This window comes from Bradyrhizobium sp. Mp27 (assembly GCF_029953005.1).
GTDB lineage: Bacteria > Pseudomonadota > Alphaproteobacteria > Rhizobiales > Xanthobacteraceae > Bradyrhizobium > Bradyrhizobium barranii.
On record NZ_JASAUS010000320.1, the window covers coordinates 1 to 4,491 of the forward strand.

At 58.7% G+C, this 4,491-nt stretch carries 6 protein-coding genes; 2 read left to right on the top strand and 4 right to left on the bottom strand.

Features of this window, described 5'->3' with window-relative positions:
- Positions 1-180: 180 nt before the first annotated feature.
- A complete protein-coding gene (locus QJT78_RS48880) occupies positions 181-570 on the bottom strand; it encodes a DUF3892 domain-containing protein (protein WP_085965651.1) in 390 nt (129 codons plus the stop codon).
- A gap of 552 nt (positions 571-1,122) precedes the next feature.
- Here QJT78_RS48880 and QJT78_RS48885 point away from each other — a divergent pair.
- Positions 1,123-1,284, top strand: coding sequence for a hypothetical protein (locus QJT78_RS48885; protein WP_225004716.1), 162 nt, complete (start codon positions 1,123-1,125; stop codon positions 1,282-1,284).
- 337 nt (positions 1,285-1,621) lie between these two features.
- Positions 1,622-1,885, top strand: coding sequence for a hypothetical protein (locus tag QJT78_RS48890; RefSeq protein ID WP_049808116.1), 264 nt, complete (start codon positions 1,622-1,624; stop codon positions 1,883-1,885).
- 723 nt (positions 1,886-2,608) lie between these two features.
- Here QJT78_RS48890 and QJT78_RS48895 read toward each other — a convergent pair.
- The 3 genes from QJT78_RS48895 to QJT78_RS48905 form a co-directional block, all read right to left on the bottom strand.
- On the bottom strand, positions 2,609-2,893 hold the full coding sequence (locus QJT78_RS48895) for a DUF3892 domain-containing protein (RefSeq protein ID WP_028154514.1): 285 nt from the start codon (positions 2,891-2,893) through the stop codon (positions 2,609-2,611).
- A gap of 618 nt (positions 2,894-3,511) precedes the next feature.
- Positions 3,512-3,820, bottom strand: a complete 309-nt coding sequence (locus QJT78_RS48900) for a HigA family addiction module antitoxin (protein ID WP_028154512.1) — start codon at positions 3,818-3,820, stop codon at positions 3,512-3,514.
- A 60-nt stretch (positions 3,821-3,880) separates the two neighbouring features.
- A complete protein-coding gene (locus QJT78_RS48905) occupies positions 3,881-4,153 on the bottom strand; it encodes a type II toxin-antitoxin system RelE/ParE family toxin (RefSeq protein WP_028154511.1) in 273 nt (90 codons plus the stop codon).
- Positions 4,154-4,491: the final 338 nt, after the last annotated feature.

The window sequence follows — 4,491 nt, forward strand, 5'->3', positions numbered from 1 at the left end:
CAGCATGAGCCGCTTGGCGAAGCTTGCTGCCGGCCGGCCGCCGAGCGCCAACCCCAGGTGATGGACGATGTGTTCGAGCCGTGCCGTCCGACGCCGTCGAAGCGGAACGACAGGCGCTCTTTTTCAAAGATTGTACTACTGCTCCGCCGCAATCGCCAATGAAATTAATCCCTGCGACAATCACGGACACTCAGGGAGGGAAAGGAGATTGTCCGGTTGAATTCCGTCCACTGTTGTCTTGATGTACTTGTTTCGGCCGTCTGTGGCGACGATGACCTCGACAGTGACGCCAGATTCTTCGACGTAGTACTCCCACTCGCGGCTTTCGAGATCTCGGATAGTCTTCTTAACGGATAGCTTCCATCGCGTTCCGTCTGAATTTACCCCGCCGACATTCTTGATTCTCTCGTGTGCGTTTCGCCTGTCAGTCTTGTTTATGCAACGAATGCGCACGCGTTTGGGCATGCGGGTGTCTCCCATCTGTGCAAGCTGTTGGACCAGCTTAGAGACTGGTCGAGGAGGAGGGACCGGCCGATTCTGGTAGGTGCCCCGGTTACTTGTCTGCGCCATTATCTGGGGCCCCTTGAGAATGTGACCCTCTCAGGGGCAATGTGGCCAGCCCCAGTCTTCGAGGACGGGCTGGCCACCATCGCTTGCGACGCGATCTCCACCGGGTAGCTACAGGCCAATGGATGCACATATTCGAGCAGCAAATCACGTCCCTGCGGTCGCAAGCGCTTGCGGTGTTTGCAGCCAATCAGGCCAGCGCGGCCGATCAGTCTTTGAGCCAAGCAGATCGCCAAGTCGCGACGTTTAATGCCGAGGAGGCTCAGGCAGTGCTAGGCATACTCGACAGCTTGAAACCCAACCTCGGGCCGAAGGAGGCGCGGAAGATCGCTGGACGCATACGCGCTCTTCTAGGAGAGCCGCGTGTGTGCCAACCGGTTCGGGTGGGATGCCTGTGAGACTTTCGCCAGCGCGGCGCGCCCGCGCTGTCACTGAGACTGAGGATCATCCCGCGGGCAGTGTGACGCAACGCGCGGTGCCTCACAGGGTGGGCAGGCCGACGAGCGCCGCGAGGAACGATTCTACTGGATATGCGCGTGCATCACGATAATTGATTTGGCCACATTTCCCCACTTAGGATTTGTGGCCGTCATCTGCATTTTTCCGATTCAGATAGTCGCACTTGCCGCCCTGGCCAGAAAATATGCTGATGAGAACATCGCGATAGCGATCGACAAAATCATCGCCTCCATTTGTGATCGGTTCGGCTGGAAGTAGGGCGGTGAGACCCTATCCGTAAAATCAAATCAAAAAACGGATAGCAAAAAACGCCCCTGTGACTATGGCTGCCGTGATGGCTATGGCTGCCGTGATGGCTATCGCGAAACCAACCCTAAAGCTTTCGCTCATCAGTTCCCCCCTAGGCCGCAGGCACATCCCCCTCCGAAATTGCGCCTGCGGCCTCCGCTGCGACGGTCCGCAATCATGCCGGTCACTGCGGTAGGTGTGCGACTACAAATTCTTGTAGTTGACCAGTTCGTGTTCTCTGGGCTTGAATCGCTGTCGAGCGGACCCTATGCCAGTCGCGAGCCCAATCGCCGGATGGAGTGTAGCCATGACGAATGAACCGGATGATCTCATCGGACGTATTGCTGAGATCGAACTAAATGAATCGGCGGCGATCTGTGTTGAGCAGATGGACGACGAAATCACGCTCGTCATTGCAAGCATTGTCGGCGTTCACTTCCAAGTGACAGTGGAGCAGGCGCTTGAGTTGTCTCGGGCTCTCGCTGTTTCCGCGGAGAAAGCGCGTCAGTCGCTGCTTTCAAGGAAGTGTCATAGCGCGTCGCCACCCGACGACATTGTTCGACCCTGTTGAAGTACCGCTCGACCTGGTTGCGAGCGCCGGTGGAGATGCGGGCTGTAGCTTTTTGAGAAGATCCCTGAATGCGCCGGCGCCGCCGCCCGCATGGGGCGACATCAACGAACTCGCGATCGCGGCCGCTCTGTTCTCTGCCTTGGTCATGGCGATAGGTGCGAGCGAGTCGAGCAGGGGGCCAGCCGGTGCGGCTTGTGGGCCACGGTCCGGTCTCGCAACCGATTGATCAATGGAAGCGTTAGCCCTTTGGGAAGGCGAGGAGCTTGTTGGTTCTGAACTGAATCACGGCTTCACCGAGCTTCGTTGGCAGCAGCAGTGCGCAACCGATGAATCCGCCGAAGCCGGCTATTATCCAGGGATAAATTTCAGTCCACAGTGCGGCAAGGGGCGCCTTGACCGCGCGGGGGCTATTGCTTGTCGGTGGGAGCAGCTGTAGGCGACTCGGGTTCTCCAGCAGGAGCGGCGCCGGTTTCCGGTGTAGCTGCACAGTCGCCAGCCCAAATCTTGGTGCCCCTGACGGTGCCGACTAGTTTGCAACCCATCGGCGCGTGCGGCTTTGCCTGTACTGCTGGCTTTTTGCTCACTTTCGGTGGGGTCTGAGCGAACGCGCTTGATACGAACAAAAGCGCGAGAAGTCCAACCGCTATCTTCATCTCATTTCCCTCTTCGCCTTCAGCCCGATAAGGTGGAGGTCTTCGCTGTGGAGGCCTTCGCTAGTGGGGATCACGGACACTCAGCCAGTGAAAGAAGATTGTCTGGCTGAACGCCGTCCGCCGTCGTCTTGATGTACTTGCGCCCGTTGTGTTCGGCCACGACCACGCCAGCCATGAGTCGGTCTTCTTCGACATAGAACTCCCATTCGCCGCTTTCGATGTCTCTGATCGTCTGAACGACAGACTGCTTCCATTGACTTCCGTTTGAATATTCACCTCCGGCACTTTCAATCCTCTCGTGGGGATTCATCCTGTCGGTCTTATTGATGCACCGAACGCGTGCGAGTTTCGCCACAGGGCTCTCTCCTTCGTATGCAAGGGCTGGGTGACCAGTTTAGCGTTCAGTGGCGGCCCAGGCAGCCCAACCAATCCTGGTAGGTGCCTGGGAGGCTTCTCGCCGATACAACTTGGCGGCGCCCCGCGGGCTAGCCTGGCACCCGCGGGAAGGGCGGTCAGCGTGTTATTGCAAGGCTGGCCGCCGAAGTTGGTGGCGCATGGCAGGGACAGCGCTTCAGCGCCCCCCCCGCCGAGCGCCGAGTCACGTCGCTGCTAACTTCACTGGGCAGCGCGGGTGTGGCAGGGACAGCGGCGGTTACGCATTCCGACGCCGAGTCGCGCTCGCGCTGCTTCCGGTCACCGGAGTAGCTAAGTTATGAAGTGGACGTACGAAACACGCGCGGGGTTAGCTGAGATCGTTAGCGTCCCGGGTGGCTGCGCGCTCTTGTTTGACGGTCAGGTGTTAGGCCAATACATCTCACCGATTGTAGCCGCAGGCGAACTAGCGAACGGGATATGCCATTGGCCGTCGGCTGGCGACCCCACGAAGATGGGCATTCCGGAAGACCTGTCCGAGTGGCAGCGCGTTCCGTAGTGCGTTAACGGCCGCCGGATTTCATCGTCCGGGCTCGTCGCCCTAGGCCGGTTCTAGCGTCTTGATCTCGCTGACATCAACTTCGCGTTCGGCGTGCCACGCATCGTAGGCTGCCTGCAAACGAAGCCAGATGGCCGGGCCGTTGCCGACCAGCTTTCCAATCCGGGCCGCCACATTCGGACTAACCGGCTTCTTCTCCGCGAGGATATCGTGCAGATGCTGCCGGGAAATGCCCAGCGCTTCTGCAATCTCGGTCTTGGACTTCCTGATGTCCTGCAGAATGTCATCAAGGACGGCGCCAGGATGAGACGGGCAGCGGTTAGGGTCGCGCTTAGCTCTCTGCTGTGCCATTGATGCTCTCCAATGTCGGAGCCCTTGGGGCTCCATATTCGCTCATTCGGTATTGTGGATTCAGTGGTACTGTTCAAAGTCAACGTTAGATGCATCGCCTCCTTCAAATTCGAATGTGATGCACCACGGGCCGTTGATGTGGATCGTGTAGCGCGCGGGCTTTCCGGCCAGCTTGTGGAAATTGTAGCCCGGCAGGTTCAGTTCGGAAGTCTCGATGGCTTCGTTGAGCGTATCGAGACGGCGCCCGATGCGTTCGTGCATTCTCCTATCAATCTTGGACGCTCCGGTAGACCAGAGTTTGTCAAGGCCTTTGTTCCGGAACGACTTGATCATGAGTTCGATGTAAGCGGCCTAGCGACACCTGTCAACAACTTGTTGACAGAATTGTTCCGCGAAGATACACGAGAGGCTCTTGCAGTTTTGCGGGCTATGGCGGGGCCCCCGCGATTTGGACGCCGCGCTGTGATGCTGGGGAAAGCACATGCGGATTGCGATAGCGCTTGCGTGCACGTTGGTTCTTGGCGGCTGCGCAGCCAATTCCGGAATAGCCCCTTCGGGCCCTTCTCTATTCGGCCGGATTTAGTCAAGGGCTTGATTGGGCGCCTCCTTGGGTTCGGTACCGCTCGCGGGGCCGTGCTTCTCTTCGGGATCAGCCGTATGGCTCTCCCAGC